Source organism: Bifidobacterium sp. SO4, assembly GCF_018555355.1.
GTDB lineage: Bacteria > Actinomycetota > Actinomycetes > Actinomycetales > Bifidobacteriaceae > Bifidobacterium > Bifidobacterium miconisargentati.
The window spans coordinates 62798-80441 of record NZ_JAFEJP010000015.1 but is presented as its reverse complement, the minus strand read 5'-3'; the positions used below and the strand labels follow the sequence as shown (position 1 = coordinate 80441).

The 17644-nt window shown below is 65.9% G+C and carries 7 protein-coding genes and 1 pseudogene; 1 reads left to right on the top strand and 7 read right to left on the bottom strand.

Annotated elements, in window-relative coordinates; translation table 11 throughout:
- A pseudogene (locus JS536_RS09790) lies at nucleotides 1–180 on the top strand (IS30 family transposase); the annotation flags it as partial.
- Between the two features lie 109 nt (nucleotides 181–289).
- On the opposite strand, the gene pepN reads toward JS536_RS09790, so the two are convergent.
- The 7 genes from pepN to JS536_RS09750 all read right to left on the bottom strand — a co-directional run bounded on the left by pepN (nucleotide 290) and on the right by JS536_RS09750 (nucleotide 17597).
- Nucleotides 290–2899, bottom strand: a complete 2610-nt coding sequence (gene pepN, locus JS536_RS09785; protein WP_214356779.1) for an aminopeptidase N — start codon at nucleotides 2897–2899, stop codon at nucleotides 290–292.
- 207 nt (nucleotides 2900–3106) lie between these two features.
- Nucleotides 3107–4996 (bottom strand): ribonuclease J, encoded by a 1890-nt coding sequence (locus JS536_RS09780; protein ID WP_109057514.1) that lies wholly within the window; start codon nucleotides 4994–4996, stop codon nucleotides 3107–3109.
- A gap of 64 nt (nucleotides 4997–5060) precedes the next feature.
- Nucleotides 5061–5966 carry a 4-hydroxy-tetrahydrodipicolinate synthase gene (gene dapA / locus JS536_RS09775; protein WP_109057515.1) on the bottom strand — a complete coding sequence of 302 codons (906 nt, stop codon included), beginning with the start codon at nucleotides 5964–5966 and terminating at the stop codon, nucleotides 5061–5063.
- Nucleotides 5967–6087: 121 nt separating this feature from the next.
- Nucleotides 6088–6843, bottom strand: a complete 756-nt coding sequence (gene dapB / locus JS536_RS09770) for a 4-hydroxy-tetrahydrodipicolinate reductase (protein WP_214305167.1) — start codon at nucleotides 6841–6843, stop codon at nucleotides 6088–6090.
- Between the two features lie 237 nt (nucleotides 6844–7080).
- Nucleotides 7081–8457 (bottom strand): MFS transporter, encoded by a 1377-nt coding sequence (locus JS536_RS09765; protein ID WP_214356783.1) that lies wholly within the window; start codon nucleotides 8455–8457, stop codon nucleotides 7081–7083.
- Nucleotides 8458–8811: 354 nt separating this feature from the next.
- Entirely contained in the window at nucleotides 8812–13137 is a 4326-nt protein-coding gene (locus tag JS536_RS09755; RefSeq protein WP_240544357.1) for an ATP-dependent DNA helicase, read from the bottom strand.
- Entirely contained in the window at nucleotides 13134–17597 is a 4464-nt protein-coding gene (locus JS536_RS09750) for a PD-(D/E)XK nuclease family protein (RefSeq protein ID WP_214356778.1), read from the bottom strand. The genes JS536_RS09755 and JS536_RS09750 overlap by 4 nt, the downstream gene beginning before the upstream one ends.
- Nucleotides 17598–17644 lie beyond the last annotated feature (47 nt).

Here is a 17644-nt window from a genome sequence, read left to right as displayed (position 1 = left end):
GGCACGAACGAGAACACCAACGGACTGCTCAGGCAGTACTTCCCGAAGGGCACCGACCTGGGCGGGTATTCACAGGCGTACCTGGACGCGGTCGCGGAGGAGATGAACGACCGGCCGCGCAAGACGCCCGGGTTCCGGAAACCCTCCGAGGCCATCCTCGACCTGATTAACGCCGCATGATACGATCACACCACCAAATCAAACAGCAACACAGGTGTTGCAACCACCACTAGAATCCGCCCAGCTCCCCTCAGAGAGGGGAGCCAAATCAGGAATCTTCTGCCAGGATTTACAGGGCCGCGTTGTATTCGCGGACCTTGAGGGTGCGGTGGGAGGAGGCCACGTTTTCGACGATCAGGCGCTTCAGGGCGTTGTCGGCGTCGGCGTGGGAGGCGAGCCAGGCGTCGCCCAGCTCGGTCAGCGTGGCCGGGTCGGCGTAGCCCGGGTAGAGGCCGTTGAGCAGGGCCTCGGCCATGTGGTAGGTCTTGTTGGCCCAGATCCAGTCCACGGTCTCGAAGTACTTGGCGGCGAACGGCTCGGCCAGGTCGGGGCGCGGGGTGGCGGAGAAGCCACGGGCCACGGCCTCCAGCTGGGCGTTGGTCAGCTCGGCGTTGTTGAGTGCCTCGTTCCAGGCCCATTCCTTGGCCTCGGCCAGGCCGCGCACGGCACGGGCGCCGAGCGCGAACTCGCGGTTCTCGGTGGTGTCGCGCTTGGCCAGCTGGGCGTCGATGTCGGACTCGCCGAACTCATTCACGGAGGCCAGCGCGTTGACGATGGTCCAGGTGAAGTTGTTGTCGATCTCAAGACCCGGCAGGCTCACGGTACCGTCCAGCAGGCCATGCGCGTTGGCGGCGAAGGCGGAATCGCCCTCCTCGCCGTAGCCCAGGTAGGCGGTGATGAGCTGGAACTGGGTGTCGGAACCGGCTTCGGCGGCGTTGGCGAGCTTCCACAGCTCGGCGGCCACGTGGCGCAGCACCTGCTCGCGGGCGGCGGGGGCCACGTAGTGGTGGGCGGTGGTGCTCATGCAGGCCAGCGCGTAACGGAAGGTGGTGGACTCGGTCTCGGTGGCCAGCAGGCGCAGGGTCATGTCCACGAAACGCTCGGCCGGGAACTCGCCGTCGCGGGTCATGTCCCAGAAGGCGAGCCAGGTGACGGCGCGGGCCAGCGCATCGTCGAAGCGGTGCAGGTTGGCCTCGGCGAACGCGAGGGACTCGGCGTCGAAGCGGATCTTGGTGTAGGTGAGGTCCTCGTCGTTGACGAGCACGAACGCCGGACGCTGCTTGCCGGCGGCCTCGGACACGACGGTGGTCTCGCCGTCCACATCCAGCTCGAGACGGTCGGTGCGCACGATCTTGCCGGTGGCCTCGTCCTCGTTGTAGAAGCCGATGGCCAGGCGGTGCGGGCGCAGGACCGGGTACTCGGCGGATGCGGTCTGGGTGAGCTTGAGCTCGGCGATGGTGCCGTTCTCGTTCTCCTTGACGTCGGCGGCGATGGTGTTGATGCCGGACTGCTCCAGCCACTTGGCGCTCCAGGCCTTGAGGTCGCGGCCGGAGGTCTGGGCCAGTTCGTCGAGCAGGTCGGCGAGCGTGGCGTTGGAGTAGGAGTGCTTGATGAGGTAGTTGTGGATGCCCTCGAAGAACTGCGTGCGGCCCACGTAGAACGCCAGCTGCTTGAGGACGGAGGCGCCCTTGGCGTAGGTGATGCCATCGAAGTTGACGTACGTGTCGTTGAGGTCGTTGATCGGGGCGACGATCGGGTGCGTGGTGGGCAGCTGGTCCTGGCGCAGGGCCCAGCTCTTCTCGCCGGAGCAGAAGGTGGCCCAGGCGTCATGCCATTCGGTGGCCTCGGCGGTGGCGAGCGTGGAGGTGAACTCGGCGAAGGACTCGTTGAGCCACAGGTCGTTCCACCACTTCATGGTCACGTAGTCGCCGAACCACATGTGGGCGAGCTCGTGCAGCACGGTGACCACGCGGCGCTCGGCCAGGGCGTCGGTCACCTTGGACTCGAACACGTAGGAGTCGCGGATGGTGACCATGCCGATGTTCTCCATGGCGCCGGCGTTGTACTCAGGCACGTAGATCTGGTCGTACTTGGCGTACGGGTACGGCACGCCCCAGGTCTTAGCGTAGAACGCGAAGCCCTTCTTGGTGATGTCGAACAGGTAGTCCACGTCCTTGGCGAACGCCTCGGCCAGGGACTGGCGGCAGTACTGGGCCATCGGGATGGTGCGGCCGTCCTCGTTGTGGTATTCGGTGTGCCACTCGGCGTACGGGCCGGCGCAGATGGCGGTCAGGTAGGAGCTCATCACCGGCGTGGTCTCGAAGGACCACAGGCGGGTGCTCTCGTTCGGCTTCTCGCCGAGGGTGCCGTCCAGGGTCTCGCGCGGGTCGGCCTCGACGGAGGCGGCCGGCATGTTGGAGGTCACGATCCAGCTCTCCGGGGCGAGCACCTTGAAATCGAAGGTGGCCTTGAGGTCGGGCTGGTCGAAGACGGCGTAGACGCGGCGGGCGTCCGGCACCTCGAACTGGGAGTAGAGGTAGATGTTGCCGTCGGAGGGGTCCACGCTGCGGTGCAGACCCTCGCCGGTGTTGGAGTAGCGGCACTTGGCGGTGACGGTGACCTCGTTCTTCTCCTTGAGGTCCGTCAGCTCGATGCGGTTGTCCACGAACGCGGTGGCCGGGTCGATGGCACGGCCGTTGAGCTCGATGGAGGTCACTTCGTCGGCGATCAGGTCGAGGAAGGTCGAGGAACCGGGCTTGGCGTTGAAGCAGATCAGCGCCTTGGATCCGAAGTTCTTCGGGCCGACCGTCAGATCGAGGTTGACGTGGTAATGAATCGGCGCCTCGACTACGGCCTTGCGCTCTTCGGCCTCGACGCGGGTGAGATTGGAACCGGGCATGCTGGTACTCCTTTACTCCTTGTGGTGGTCGTCCTGTGCTCTAGCGGATGTATAAGTGCGTTTTCATGGTGATGGCCCGGTGACTTCCGGTGGCCGCGGGTTTTCGTTCCGCGGTTTCCGGGATTCGCCGGGCCTTCATAGGTCAGTTTTATCGGTGGTTGCTGTAGTTATCGCTTCCAGTGTAGTGCGTGCGCCGCGTTTGCGGAGTCACTGCTTCTCCACCACGCTGGCGGCGTCCACGTCCTGCGCGAGATCGGCCACGACCGGCACGATCATCGGCTTGCGGTGGAGCTGGCGGGCCACCCAGCCGCCGATCGTGCGACGCATGATCTGCTGCAGCTTGTAGGTGTCCTTGGTGCCCTGCATCATCGCGTCGTTCAGCTGCTCGACGATCTGATGGCGGACCTTGTCGAACTCGCTTTCGTCCTCGGCCACGGCGTTCAGGTAGATCTTCGGGCCGGTGACCACCTCATGGGTCTCGGTGTCCACCACGATGAACGCGGAGACGAAGCCTTCGGTGCCCAGGATGCGGCGCTTCTCCAGCTCCTCGTCGGTGAGCTCGCCCACCGAGTCGCCGTCCACGTACACGTAGCCGCAGGGCACGGAGCCCACGACGGCGGCCTTGCCGTGGTAGAGGTCCACCACGTCGCCGTCCTCGGCCAGAACCACGTTCTGCGGATCAACGCCGGTCTTGACGGCGATGAGGCCGTTGGCCACCAGGTGGCGGTTCTCGCCGTGGATAGGCATGGCGCACTTGGGCTTGACGATGTTGTACATGTACAGCAGCTCGCCCTCGTTGCAGTGTCCGGAGACGTGGACCGCGGCGTTGTCGCGGTTGACCACCTTGGCGCCGAGCTGCACGAGCTTGTTGATGACCTTGTACACGCCGTGCTCGTTGCCCGGAATCAGGGAGCTGGCCAGGATCACGGTGTCGAACTCGTTGATGTGGATGTCGCGGTGGTTGCCGTCGGCGATGCGGCCGAGGGCGGCCATCGGCTCGCCCTGGGAGCCAGTGCACATGTAGACGAGCTTGTCGTCCTGGATGTCATTGGCCTGCTTGAGGTCCACGACGGTGCCTTCGGGGATGTGCAGGTAGCCCAGGTCGGCGGCGATGGACATGTTGCGCACCATGGAGCGGCCCACGAACACCACCTTGCGGCCGTACTTGTGGGCGGTGTCCACCACCTGCTGCACGCGGTGCACGTGCGAGGAGAAGCTGGCCACGATGATCTTGCGGCTGGCCTGCGCGAACGCCTGGTCCAGCGCCGGACCAATGGAGGTCTCCGGCTTGACGAAGCCCGGCACCTCGGCGTTGGTGGAATCCATCATGAGCAGATCCACGCCCTTTTCGCCGATCTTGCCGAACTCCACCAGATCGGTGATCTTGTGGTCGAGCGGCAGCTGGTCGAGCTTGATGTCGCCGGTGTCGATGAGGGAGCCGGCCGGGGTCTTGACGTACACGGCCAAGGCGTCCGGGATCGAGTGGGTCACGGTGACGAACTCGAGGTCGAACGGGCCCACCTTGAGACGGTCGCGGCCCTGCACCTCGACCTTGGTGGGGTTGATGTGGTGCTCCTTGCACTTGGCGTCCACGAAGGCGAGGGTCAGCTTGGAGCCGATCAGCGGGATGTCCGGACGCAGCTTGAGCAGGTAGGGCACGCCGCCGATGTGGTCCTCGTGGCCGTGGGTCAGGATGAGGGCATCGACCTTGTCCAGACGGTTCTTGATGTAGCTGAAGTCCGGCAGGATGAGATCCACGCCGGGCTGCTCCTCCTCGGGGAAGAGCACGCCGCAGTCGATGAGCAGGAGGTGACCGTTGTATTCGATCACGTTCATGTTGCGGCCGATCTCGCCCAGACCACCGAGCGGCGTGATGCGCATGGAGCCCTTGCGGTACTTCGGCGGGGCGATCAGGACGGCGTCCTGCTGGGGCGCGGTCGCCGGCTGGTTCGCCGGCTTGCGGGACGCGGCGCCGCGGGAGGCGTTGCCACGGGACGAGGTGCGGGTGGTGCGGGTGGACGCACCATTGCTGTTGCGGCGCGCGGAACCACGGCGACGCGAATTGCTGTTTTTGCTGGTTTTCTTCTGTTCTGCCATATCCTGTTTGTTTTTCTTGTTGTGCCTCTGTTCGTCTTGCAGGGGCGACGGGTTTCAGCCCGTATTACAGCAAGCCGGCTGCTCGCATGCCCGCGGTGGCCTTTTCAAGCTGGTTGGCGTCGGGGCCGACGTTCGGCAGGCGCATGGTGGTGTTCGGGATGTATCCCTTGACCTTGAGCGCGGCCTTAGCCATGACGGCCTGGTAGCCGTCGCCGTTGAGCGCGTGGACGAGCGGGGCGAGCTGGTTGGCCAGGCGGCGCGCGGTGGTGATGTCGCCGCGGTCGAACGCCTGCACGAGCTGCTGCATGGGGTTGGAAGCGACGTGGGCGATCACGGAGATGATGCCGACGGCGCCGATGGAGAGGAACGGCAGGAACAGGCCGTCATCGCCCGAATACCAGGCGAGGCCGGTGCGCTGCTGCTTCTCCACTGCGGCAGCAAGATCGCCGGTGGCGTCCTTGACTGCCTTGACGTGTTCGAGTTCGGCCAAACGGTCGTACGTTTCGACCTTGACCTTGAGGCCGGTGCGGCCTGGGACATCGTAGACGATGATCGGCTTCTCGGCGGATTCGTCGACGGCCTTGTAGTGGCCGACGACGCCGTCCTGGGAGGGACGGGAATAGTAGGGCATGACGACGAGCACCGCGTCGGCGCCCGCCTCCTGGGTCTGCTCGACCATACGCACGGTGTGGGCGGTGTCGTTGGAACCGGCGCCGGAGATCACCGGCACGTCCACGACCTCCTTGACGGCGCGGACCAGGTCGACCTTCTCGTCCATGTGGGTCACGGGCGACTCACCGGTGGTGCCATTGACCACCAGACCGTCCGCGCCATCGGCCACGAGATGCTTGGCGAGCTGCTGTGCGGCCTCGAAATCAACGCTGCCGTCGGACTTCATGGGGGTCACCATAGCCGGCAGGATTCGGCCGAAAGGCGCAGGGTCAAGAAGATGCATGTCATGCTCGCTCATAGTGTTCACCGTACTTCCCGTTGTGGACGCTGCGCGGGGTGCGTTCGGCGTCCGTTTGTGGATGGTTGTATTGCTTGGGTTTGATTGGTTTTACGTATCGGTTTTGCGGTCTTTTGCGGCCTTACAGGTCGAGGAAGTTGGCGAGGCCGACCGTCAGGCCCGCGGGGGCGTCGCCGGCGAGCTTGCGCACGGCCAGCAGCACGCCGGGCATGAAGCTGGTGCGGTCGAAGCTGTCGGCGCGGATGGTCAGCTGCTCGCCGGCGTTGCCGAAGAGCACCTCCTCGTGGGCGTTGAGGCCTCGCAGGCGCACGGCGTGCACGTGGATGCCGTCGATCACCTGGCCGCGGGAGCCGCCGTCGGTTTCGGTGGCGTCCGGCACGGGGGCCATGCCGGCGGCCTTGCGCGCCTCGGCGATGCCGTGGGCGGTGTGGATGGCGGTGCCGGAGGGGGCGTCCACCTTGGTGGGGTGATGCAGCTCGATGACCTCGGCGGATTCGAAGTACTTGGCGGCCTTGACGGCGAAGAAGTCGGCCAACACGGCGGAGATGGCGAAGTTCGGGGCGATGAACACCTTCTGGGTCTCGGGCCGCGGGCCCTGGGCGATGGCGGCCTTGACCTGGGCGAGCTTCTCCTCGGTCCAGCCGGTGGTGCCCACCACGATGTCCACGCCCTGGCCGATAAGGGTGAGCACGTTGTTCAGGCTCACGCTCGGCACGGTGAACTCCACCACCACGTCCGTGTTGTCCGGGGTGATGGCGGTCAGGTCGTCGCCCGCGTCCAGCGCGAGCGCCAGCTGCGTGTCCTGCGCGTTGTTGACGGCTTCGACCACGTGCGAGCCCATACGGCCCTTGGCGCCGACCACAGATACCTTGATCACGTTGTTCTCCCCTTGCTGTCCGTTCCCGCCGGGTTGCCCGGCAGGTGCTGTTGCTGCCTGATTATTGGTTGCCGGTTGCATTCGGCTGTCCGCCTGTTTGGCTGTTCGGCTGCCTCTCGGCATTCCCGCCGCGTTCCTGCCGCGGCACTGATCGGCACTCAGCCTATCACCCGCGTACGTTGCCGCCAACGGTTTGTCCGCGCTGTGTACATCGGGGCGAGCTGCACGCTACCGACGCTACCGGCGTTTGGAGAGGCGCCAGCCGAGGAGGGCCAGGGGCACCGCGGCGAGCGTGAAGGCGAAGGGCAGCAGCATGCCCACATGCGGGTTGGCGGCGTCGAGCACGATGCCCGCCACGGACGAGCCGATGGACGTGCCCACCGTGCCGGCCGTGGTGACCCAGCTCAGGCCTTCGGTCAGCGATTCGGGCGGCACCAGGTCCTTGACGATGAGGTTGCCGGTGGCGAACAGCGGCGAGACGGTCAGGCCGGTCAGGATCTCGATGAGTCCCAGCAGGATGAGGTTGTCCATGGTGACGCGGAAGAAGAGGTATCCCACCGTGAGCAGCGCCAGGAACATCACCATGTGTCCCCAGTGCGAGCCTTTGAGCTGCCGGGATCCGAAGATCAGCGCGCCCACGCATGAACCGACCGCGAACATGGCCAGCTGTAGGCCCAGGAACGGCTCCAGGCCCATGCCCTTCATCGTGGCGGTGATCGACACGTCGAACGAGGTGAAGCTCATGTTGAACACGATGAACACCACGAGCAGCGGCAGCACGCCGCCGTACAGCAGCACGCTCTTGGGCTTGGCGCCGCTGCGCTTGAGTTGGCGCAGGGTGAGCTGGTCGGCCTCGCCGGACGTATTACCGAACGTGCTACCGGACATGTTGCCGGAATCCGCCGTCGCTTGGGCCGTACCGGGCCGGGATTCGCCGGAGGCCGCACGCACCTCGATCTGTTCGATCATCACCGGCGGTTGGGTGGATTTGAGCGAGAGGAACACGGTGCCGCCGATGCCGCAAGCCAGCGTGGGCACGAACAGCTGCGAGACGGGATGCACCGAAGTGGCCAGCCATGCGGCCAGGATGGGGCCGAGGATGAATACGATCTCATCGATGGCGGCCTCCATGGCGTAGGCCGTGTTGAGCAGTTGCTCGCCGTCCTCCACGCCGCGCAGCGCGTATGCCCAGCGGGTACGCACGAGCGCGCCGAAGGAGAACTGGGTCAGGCCCATGATGATGGCCAGGCCGAACAGCACGGGAATCGGCACGCGCACCAGCGCCGCGAACGCGAAGGACAGCATGGCGACCAATTGCACGGCGAGCGCGATGCGCCCCACCCGGGCCTGGCCGAACCGGTCGAAGGCGCGGGCGTAGAACGGGGTGACGCAGGACATGGCGAGCACGTAGACGGCGCTCATGGTGCCGGCGACGGTCCAGTTGTCGTAGATGTGGTTAAGTGCCAGCACGATACCGAGGCTCATCATGGATATCGGCAGGCGTGCCACGGCGCCGGACAGGCAGAACGCCTTGGTGCCGGGCAGGGTGAACAGGCGCTGGTACGGCGAGTGGTGGGCGGCTTGAGCCGTCCGATCGGTTTGTGTCGATTGCATGGCCTGTGCCAATTGCGTGTTCTGCGCTCCGTTCGCCTGCGGTTCGGCGGTCGGGTTCGGCTGGTCGGACTGGTGCGACTGCGTTGCCGTACGAGTCGTGGACATGGTTGTTCTACTCCTTACTGGGGTGTGTTCCGGCATGTGCGCCCGCCCACACATGCCATCCGAGGGTAGCGGTCCCCGAGCAACGTCACGCGGTGCGTTTCAACCGCGGACCCTGTCTGTTCCACCTTGCCCGGTCCGCCCATCATGGGCGAACGGTCTTGCGTGTCCGTTCGGAACGGGCGGCGTGTTCGCCGTGCCTGTTCCGAGCCGACGGGCGAGGTGCGGACGGGGTCATGAACCTTTGCTGGTTCAGTCGTTGTCGGATTGTTCGGGGATGCCGGAGCTCAACTCGGTAAGGATCTCCTTTTCACTTTTCGCGCGGGCATGCAGCTCGCGCCGGCCCTCATCGGGCTCACTGACATAGTAGAGAGTGGCGTCGATGCTGTCCAATTCCACGCCTTCGACCGCGGCCAGCAGAAGCCGGTACATGTCGAGCTGGGCGAGTTTGCGCATCTCGTCCTCCGGCTTGACGGGCCTGTGACCGGTTTTCCAGTCGACGACCGTATACCGTTTGGTGCCATCCGCCAGGTCAAGGCCACCCGCGAAGACCGCGTCCAGTTTGCCGTTGACCAGGCCGATGCCGGGCACGTCCACCACGATGGCCCGTTCCGCCCACACCGGCGTGCGTTCGGCCCATCTCGATTCAGCCAGACGTTGCTGCCAGAGCCGGAGCTTGCCTTCCTGCGCAGACAGCCCGGCCGAATCGCCGGATTGATCAGGTGCGGTTGAATCGTCGGATTGCGAGACGTCGGGCGAATCGTCGGGTCGCGGGATGCTCCCGCCAAAGACCCTCCCGACGCTTCCGCCGCTTTCGCCGGGCCGGTCGCCGTTCCCGCCCGTCCAAGCCGCCAACGCACGGATCAGCTCTTCCCGTGTGACCGTGCTCTCACCATCGCCGACGGTTTCCTTGGCATCGCAAGAGAGCGCGGCCTGGTCCAGCCTTCCGGCGTTGACGAACCGCTCGGCCCAGGCGTGGAATCGTGTGCCGAGTTCGGCAGCCGGCGAGGAGACCCGCGGAATCGGGCGTATGATGCCGCGCCAGTAGGCGCGTTCCTCGCGCTCCCCCATGCCACCCACGCGGGCCTGCAGGCTGGTCACGTTCTGACGACCGGCAGCCAGGATGCGCTGCGCCTTGGCCTTGACATCCCGGTCCAGATCGTCGCCTTCCAACGAGCCGGCCATCAGATCGGCATCGTTCACCAGCAGTTGGGCACGTTGCAGCAGTGGACCGGGTTCGCGCACGGAGGCATTCCCCGCAGCGACGACCTCGGCGTTTTCGGCGTCTTCAGGAATGGCACCGGCCGCCTGGGTCGCGGAAGCCGTTGCGCCATAGACGGAGAGATCTGCTGGACGGTTGGATTCCCGCAGTTTCGTGTCCTCTGCATCCCTTGCCGCGCGTTTGATGAGCTTGCGGACCTGTTCGGTGCCGTTGGTCAGGCGGCGGACCGTCTCCGGGCTCAGTGAGGCCGGCCAAGTCAGGTCTTCAACCCGTTCGGATTGTTCGATGGGGGTGTTCCACGCTGCGCCGACTACCGCCATACCATATTCGGCGGCGTATTCGCCCACGAAGAAGCCTTCGGGCGGCGCGACCGGTTCGCCGTCCAGCGAAACCAGGGGCGAACCGCCCTTCTCCCCCGCATATGCTTCGATGCTCGCTTCGGCGGCGACCACGCCGGCATGGGAGTGGAGCGCGTCATGCACTTCGAGCCAGAAATTGGAGGGGGACGAGGCCCTTGAACCCTTGGACACCATGGCGGGGTCACGACCGGGCTCCCCGGCGTGACGGCAGTAAGTCAGCAGCGCATCCTCCTTGGCGCGGGTGAGCGCCACGTACATCAGGCGACGTTCGTCGGCATGGAGACGGCGGCCATATTCCTCGATCTGGGTGAGATACCAGCCGGACGGATCCACCTCGTCCACGCCATCGCCGACCGTGCGCATGGAGCCGAAGGCCTCGTCGTCGATGAGTTCCACATCGTCGAGAGCCTGCAACGATGCGATGGGGTCCGCGACCGGGTCGGCGTCATGCGGGAAACGCGGCAGGATGCCGGCGTCGGCGCGCATGGGGACGGGAACGGCCACCGGGTTGGTGAGCCATGAGTCGGCGGTCTCATGGTATTCGGGGGCCGTCCATCGTCCCTGTTCGATGCCTCCGGTGCGTTCCTCATCCGGCGTGACCTTGAGGTGGTCGCCCTGGTTGCTGGGGAATCCGCCCGCGGTGAGCCCGACCACGGCCACGGCGTTCCATTCCAGACCCTTGGACTGGTGCACGGTCATGAGTTCCACGTCCACGGGCCCGTCCGGCAGGCTGGCGGCCTCGTCCTCCACCGAGGCCAGATGGTCCACCCACGTCATGAATCCCTGCAGGGTGGCGGTCTGGCCCATGGCGATCTCCTGAGTATAGGTGTCCACCAGATCCACGATGGCGTTCATGGGCATATGCGCCAACGTGGGGTTGGCGGCATGTTGCGGATTGCGCAACGCGCCCGCCACCACGGTGTCGATGTCGAGATCCAGTGCCTCGACGGCGGTGCGGATCACGTCCGCAAGCGGGTGGCCGACCATGCGCTGGGTGAGGCGTAGCGCCTTGGCGGCACGGGCAACCGCATGCCGTCCCGGTTCGCTCAATGCTTCGGTAAGGTGCTCCACGTCCGAGCGCAGCAGCAGATCGGGCAGGAATACGGCGTTGGCCACCTGATCGCGGTATTCGCGCACGACCGCCGCCCATTCGGCGCTGGGGGTATCCGGCTTGGCAAGCCCCGCCTGCACCAGGGCCTGGAACCGGCGTTCGGTGTTCCGTTCCTCCGCGGCCCGCGCCAAAGCGGTCAGGTCGGCCGCGGACATGGCGAACCTCGGCGTGGCGAGCAGCCGCATGAGGGATGCCGTATCGGTATGGTCGGCCGCCACGTGGAGCAGGGCCAGCAGATCGCGGATCTCCGGGCGCTCGAGCAGAGCGGAGTATCCCACCACGAACGTGGTCAGGCCAGCCCGTTCCAATGCCTCCTGGTATTCGGGCATACGCGATTTGGAGCGGAACAGCACGGCGACCGGGGCCTTCTCGTCCTGGGACTGGCCCTTGGGGTACACCCATCCGGGGTTCCACGGATCGTCCGAGGGCTTGCGGAACCGGCTGATGGCTGTCTTGCAGAAACGCACCACCGCGTCGATCTCCTGACCGGCGGTCTCGAACCCGAGTATGCCCAACGTGCCCTCCGGAGCGTCGGGCATGGCATCCAGCGGCGAGACGTCCACTTCCCTCATGAGCGAACTGGACGAGCGTTCGGGCCGCGAGCGCAGCGGCAGGGTCAGGTCGTTGGCGGCTTCGAGCACGATGCGGCTGTTGCGCCGGGTCACGGTCAGCGGGAACGGCTTGGAACCGGCCGGCATATGGAAGTCCCGTTGGAACATGCGGAAGGCGCCGGGGCTGGCTCCTCGCCATGCGTAGATGGATTGGAACGGGTCGCCCACGGCGTTGACGGCCGAACTTTCGGCGTCGCCGGCGGCCGCACCAGCCGGCCGCATGCCGGACGCGCCGGCATCGCTCCGGTCATTGCCGGACGCGCCAGCGGTCGCATCGTTCGGCGTATCGACGTGGAAAAGAGCGGCGAGCAGGGCGGCCTGCGTGGTGGAGGTGTCCTGGTATTCGTCCAGCAGCACATGGCTGTACCGGCGACGCATGCGTTCCCCGATGGAGGGGAATCGTTCGATGAGCTGGTATGCGGCCAGCGTGAAGTCGGAGAATTCCGCCATATTGCGGACCCGTTTGGCCTGGGCGTACGCCTCCACCAGTTTCAGCAGGATCTCGCGTTTGCGGGTCACGGTCAGCAGTTCGCCGCAATGGTAGACGCAGCGGGCGTGCAGTTGCCTGTTGCGCTCGTCCAGTTTGGCCTGCCAACTGGCATCCGTATCCTTTTTGGTGCGTTTGACGGTGGCGATGCGCGGTTCGACGTCGGGCATGGGCTCATCGCCGATGGCCTGCTCCAGCCGGTCGATGAAGGCGGTGTCCCATTGGCGCACCCGTTCGACGGCGTCCTCGAAGCTGGTACAGCCGGAGCCGATCATGGCGCTGCCGATGGCGCCGGACAGGGCCAGGACTTGGCCGGCGAGGGTGTTGAACGCACCGAAATCCTCGCCGAGGGCCAGATCCATGTGTTCATCGATCACTTCGGTGGCCAGCTGCAGGGCTCCTGCCTCGCTGAGGGGTTGGGTGTTCTGGTTGAAGCCGACCAGCAGACCGTACTGGCGCACGATGGTCTGGAAGAAGGCGTCATAGGTGAAGATGGCGGGTTTGAGGAACGCGCGGTCGCCGGGCACGGCGCTGGAGCCCGATTCTCCATCGTGCATCTCGCCGGCCACCGCCGCGGAGACACGTTCCAGCAGTTCGCCCGCGGCCTTGCGGGTGAAGGTCAGGCCGAGGATGCGTTCGGGCGCCACGCCGCGGTGGATGAGGGCGATGATGCGTTGGGTCATGGTGAAGGTCTTGCCGGAGCCGGCGCCGGCCACCACCAGCACGTCGGCATCCACCGGGGCGTCGATGATGGCGGCCTGTTCCTTGGTGGGGGTGAACGTGCTCATGCTTGCCTCGTTTCGAATACGGTGTCGACCTGCCCCGCGCAGGCCGGGCAGATATGCTTCATGCGGCAGAACGCCACATGCGTGGGCTGGGGATGGGCCGCGATCGCCTCGGACCGGCTGGCGGCGGCTGCGTAGAACACGCGGGCGATCATGGTCAGCGCCCACATCGCCTGCGTGCCGGCGAGGCCGGTGAATCGTTCCCAGTCTTCGCCGCTCACGCCTTCCGGCGGCGTGGCGGCATCGGGCCACGGCACGTCGTAGAACGTGTCCGGGGATTTGTAGTGGAAGCGCGGCGTGAACGGCTCCTCGTTCAATGCGCCGTTTCGGAACAACGGCGGTTGGAAAACGCCTTCCGGCGCGTAGCTTTGCGCCGGGGCAGCGTTCTGGGCGACGTGGAACAGTTCGCTTTGCGCGATGTACGGCATGGCGGCGAGCGCCTTGGCACCGCGCGCCCGTCCTTCGGGGAAGGTCAGTCCGAGCTGGTAGCACACCAGCTGCAAATCGTTGAAGATCTGCTTGGTGGTGGGCACCTTGCCGGTTTTGTAGTCGATGAGGCGGATGCTCGTGCTGCCGTCCTCCTGTATACGGGTTTCCATGCGGTCGATGCGGCCGGACAGGCGCACGGTCAGGTCCTCGCTCATGCCTTGCGGCCAGCCACCCACCAGCGCGCCCATGCATGCGGACAAGGTGGCTCGGTCGATGGGCCTGATGTCCTCCATGGCGTTGTATGCGGCGAGGATGTCGTTCAGGTCGAAGCGGGCGGCGAATTCCCGTTCGCAGTCGACGTGATCGAGTCGGCCGAGCCGTACGGCTTCGGCGTTCCTGCCCAGATAGGAGGCGGGGCTGCCGTTGCCGGCCACGAAATAGTCGGCGATGTTGCCCAGCATGTCCGCGGCGGAGTCGTCCTTGCGCATGGCGGCGTACCGATCGCGCGTATCGGCGATGGACTCGGGATCCGAGCGTTTCGTCTGATAAATGGCAACCAATCGCGCGGCGACCGCGGCAATGCGCTGACTCGGCGTGGATGAGCCGTCCAGCCCCAGGGTCTCCATGAGTTCGGGATGCTCGTCCAGCCGGTCCAGCCCTTCCTCGCTGCCTTGTTGGGCGACCGCGTGGATGAGCGTGCCGAAACCGGTGGCCACCGAACCTGGGCGGGGCCCGGCGAAACGGTTTTCCAGCATCCAGCAGACCGGACAGGCCCACAGGTTGTCCACGGCGGACGGGGACAGCGTGGCCATGGGGCAATGTCCGTCGCCATCATCCGCAACCGCATCGTCGGCCGTGACGCCATCGTTCTTGGCGACATCATTGGCCGTAGCAGTGGCATTATCCGCGGAGACGCCGCCCACGCCGGTCTCGTTTCCCTCGCCCCCAGACGACGTCACGTCATCATACGGCGGCATGAAGGCCCAGTCATCCGGGTCGGCGGAGGCGATGCCGTGTTCGGCAAGCAGGGCCAACGTTTCCATGGCGTCACGGGCCTCCGGCGACTCCGGTTCGGCCGTGGTCAGCATCACGCGGGCGGCGGTCACCAGTCCGCGCGCGTCCGCATCCAGTCCCGCGAACTCATGCCGGGTCTCGGAGGTCTCGCCGCCCACGGCCGTGAACCGTGCCTGCGCCCTGTTGCGCGGGTAATGCTCCGGCAGGTACCCGAAGAGGAAGTCCGATGGGGTGGCGTCATCGTTCCATACCGCACTGACGGTGACGTTGCGCGAGGCGCGGGTCAGAGCCACGAGGAAACTCTTCTTCTCGCTGGAGAGGACGGCTGCCAACCGCGGGCCATGCCCCGGTTCGGCAGGTTGGCGGGCGCCGTCATGCAGTACCAGGTCGGCGAGGTCCTCACCGCCGAACAGGGTGTTGCGTCCGGCGAGGTTGGGCCAGACGTCCTGTTGGATCACCGGCAGCCAGACATACCGCCAATGACGGCCCGCGGCGCCCGCCGGGGTGGTGAGCGTCAGGGCGTCCTCCACCGGCCCGATGTGCGCCAGCGAATCGGCCTGCACCTCCATGCCGCGCACCTGCGCCATGAATCCGGCGATGTCCCTGTCGGCGGTGGAGTCCTCGGCGAACTGGAACAGGCGCATGGCCGCATCGAGCCGGTCGTTGGCGGCGCGCCCGTCATCGGTGTTCTCCAATGCCGCGCGCTGCCATACCGGAGCGACCCCTGCGGCGTTCCATGCGAGGGACAGCACATAGGACGGGCGGCGGCGCTGATCGGGCGGCAATCGCAGCAATCCGTGATTGACGGCATCCACCAGCGTCCACAGACGGTCGAACGCCCGGGCTTGGGGGTCCTTGCCCAACACCGCACCGACGGCCTCGACGACGGCATCCGACGGTGCCCGCGGCGCGTCAAATGCGAGCATCACGAACAGCGCATCGGCGCCGAAGGCCAGATCATCGCCTGATGGGCCGTGAATGACGCTGTCATCCACCGTCACACTGCCCGCCTGTGTTTCACGAGACGTTTCACAATACGCCACGTCTCCGCAATGCGTTTCACGGTATGTTTCACGCAGTGTCTGCCAGGCTGCCGTCAGCCCGGACAGTATGGTGTCCTCTCCGGCGAGCGTCGACAATGATTCCAATGCCTCCAGAGCCGATTCGATGGGTGCCAGGCGGGCGGGGCCGCCGGTGCCGGGTTTGGCCCCGACGGTCAGCAGCGGACTGTTCACCACCGCCGTGACCCGCGCACGCACATATGAGGCGATCTCGCCAAGGCTCATCCGGCAATCGGCGATGCCCTCATGACGAAGCAACGCCAGCTCGGTCAGGGCGAACAATCCCTGCACGAAGGATTCGTCCTTCAGTGGGCGGGTGACCGACGAGTACCGCACCGGCACACCGTCGCGGCGCAGCCGTTCCCCGTAGAGACGGACAGTGGCGTTGTCGTGCGCGATGACCGCCATGTCGTTCCAGCGCACCTGACGGTCCAGATGCGCGCGTTTGATGCGCCAGACCACGTCGTCCAGCTCCTCGCGGGGTGAACGATACAGTTCGGCGGACAGCGTGGAATCGGTCGGAACGGCATCGGCTCCGCCGCCGTCCGCAGCGCTTTTGGTATCACCAGAGGAATCGGCGAGGCCTGTCCGCAAAGCGCACGTCAGCTTCCCCGGCCTTTTGGCCAGTGGCAGCGGCTCCTCTTCCGGCGAGGGAATCGACAGCGAGACGCGGGATGCGACCACGGCCGCCCTGGCACCGGAACGCCAGGCCTCGGGGATATCCGATGCGCCGGGATCGGCAGCTTCCCCACCGGATTCCGGAAGACCATCCTTCTCGGCGATGGCAGAGGTCCACTCCGATATGTCCCGGACGGTCGGGAGAAGTCCTGTGCCCGAGGCGCGAGTCAATGCCATCTCGACGGCATGCAATGGCCCGTTCACGATGCGCCGCATAAGGTATTCGGGGTATGAGCCGCGGAAGGTCTGCACGGCCTCATCCGGGTTCCCCACCAGCACCAGCTTCACGCCGGCTCTGCCGAGCTCCTCAAGGAATCGGATTCCCGCCAACGTGGTGTCCTGGACATCGTCGACCACCAGCAGTTCGGGAACGTCAAGCGACCGCAACCATGAATCGGCCCTCTCGCAAACCGCTGTGGAGACACCGGATTCCGACTCATCGCCGGATGGGGCCTTCCCCTCCCCAGCATGCGCGGCAACCATGTCATGCACCGCTCGGGCGCCGGCCACCAGAAGATAGGAGGCGTCCAAACGATATTGGCCCGGATATGCCTCACCTTGCGCGGCGATGTACTCACGCCGCAACGCGAATGCCAGACTCCATTGGACGCTCAGTCTCGCATCGGCCGCGGCGGCGCCCAGCAGGCGAGGCTCCTCCGCTGCCCCAATGCCGAGTTCGTCCAAACGGGCGAGCATGTCTCGCAACTGGCCGATGAAAGCGTCCGAAATGCCTTGCGCGAAGGTGTTCGCGCTGGTGGAGCCCGCAACCGAGTCCCCCGAATCGGCGGAATTCCCTTGCGCGGATACCTCCGCCGCGGCTTCATGGACCAGCCCGGCCCAGTCGTTCTGGGCGAAGTACCCGCGCAGCAGCGCGCAGGTGGCGCAATCGTCTCCGGATACGGCATGCCCCACATGCACGGCCATGACCTGACGCAACAAGGCATCCTGCTCGGCGCCGTTGAGCAGTCTCGGTGCCACAAGCCCCTCGCCCCTGCGCGCGGCCGATATGGCGCGGAAAGCCACCGCGCCCAATGTGGTGACCGGCCTGGCCTGCCCGGAAGCCCCCAAATCACGGACCACGCGGTTGCCCAAGGCGTCGGCGGCCACGCGGCCGGATACGGCCATCACCGCGCCGGCGGTGCCGTAACGGCGCAGGCCATCCTCCAACACGGCGAGCGCGAACTCGGTCTTGCCCGAACAGGGCGCACCGATTACCAGCCTTGCCGCGCCGTCGTGGTCAAGGCCGTCCAGCAGGTCCGAAGCATGCAATCCGTCAGTCATGGCTCAAGCCTAACCCCGGTTTTTGGGGAGGGAAAAATTTTACCGCC